The organism is Microcystis sp. M53603_WE2 (genome assembly GCF_030065435.1).
Map to the genome: position 1 here is coordinate 1 of NZ_JASJFF010000345.1, position 1194 is coordinate 1194.

Below are 1194 nucleotides of genomic sequence, written 5' to 3' on the forward strand. Positions count from 1 at the left end.
AGCGATCGCTTTGGTGTCCCCGTCGATCCGGAAACGGAGGTTTTACCCCTAATTGGTTCTCAGGAAGGCACGGCCCATCTACCTTTGGCCCTTCTCAACCCCGGGGATTTTGCCCTGCTGCTCGATCCAGGTTATCCCTCCCATTTGGGCGGTGTTGCCCTTGCTGGCGGTCAAATCTACGGAATGCCAATTTTGGCAAAAAATGACTTTCTGCCAGTTTTAGAGGACATTCCTGACCTAGTGCTGGCACAATCGAAGCTGATGGTCTTGAGTTATCCCCATAATCCCACCACAGCGATCGCGCCTTTGGCATTTTTCCAAAAAGCGGTTGATTTTTGCCGTCAGCATAATTTAGTTTTAATCCACGATTTTCCCTATCTAGACATCTTTTTTGCGGGAACATCGCCCCCCCCGTCAATTTTACAGGCCGATCGAGATAAAACTAATTCGATCGAGTTTTTTACCTTTTCCAAGTCCTATAATATGGGCGGTTTTCGCATCGGTTTCGCCATTGGCAACCCGCAGTTAATTATGGCTTTGCGACAGATTAAAGCCATGGTTGATTTTAATCAGTATTTGGGCATTCTCAACGGTGCGATCGCTGCTTTAACTGGTAATCAAGATTCGGTCAAGGAAACCGTCGCTATCTTCCAAAAACGCCGGGATGTGTTTATTAATGCCCTAAATCGCATCGGTTGGCCTGTTTCCACTCCGGCCGCCACTATGTACGTTTGGGCGAAAATTCCCCCCAGTTGGCCGGGTAATTCCGTCGATTTTTGTCGGCAATTGGTGGCCCAAACCGGTGTCGCGGTCTCTCCCGGTTCCGGTTTTGGTAAGGGTGGTGAGGGTTATGTGCGTTTTGCCTTAGTTCACGATCCCGATATTCTAGAGGCTGCCGTGGAGAAAATTGGGGCTTTGTTGGGATCAAATCGACATTTAACCTGATTTTGTCCTAAAGTGAAACCCTGATTTTACCCTGGGTTTCTGGCTTTAATACTATCTTTCAACGGTCAAAACTGACAATTAAAAGTAGCTTTAGGGCGTAAAGAAGCGTAATTAGGGTTTGCTGAATAAATATAAAAACCTTGTTGGATAAGGCTTTTAGACTTTTTTTCCCTGAAAAAGTGCCTACCATTGGAGTGATTGGGGGGAAAATTTAGGGATTTTTTCCCTGAAAATTAGGTAATTGACCAC

At 46.1% G+C, this 1194-nt stretch carries 1 protein-coding gene and 1 pseudogene; one reads left to right on the forward strand and one right to left on the reverse strand.

Annotated features, from left to right (window positions below):
- On the forward strand, window positions 1-945 hold a 945-nt coding region (locus PX481_RS07455; RefSeq protein ID WP_288094194.1), incomplete at its 5' end, for an LL-diaminopimelate aminotransferase.
- 65 nt (window positions 946-1010) lie between these two features.
- Here PX481_RS07455 and PX481_RS30075 read toward each other — a convergent pair.
- Window positions 1011-1194 (reverse strand): annotated as a pseudogene (locus PX481_RS30075) (hypothetical protein); the annotation flags it as partial.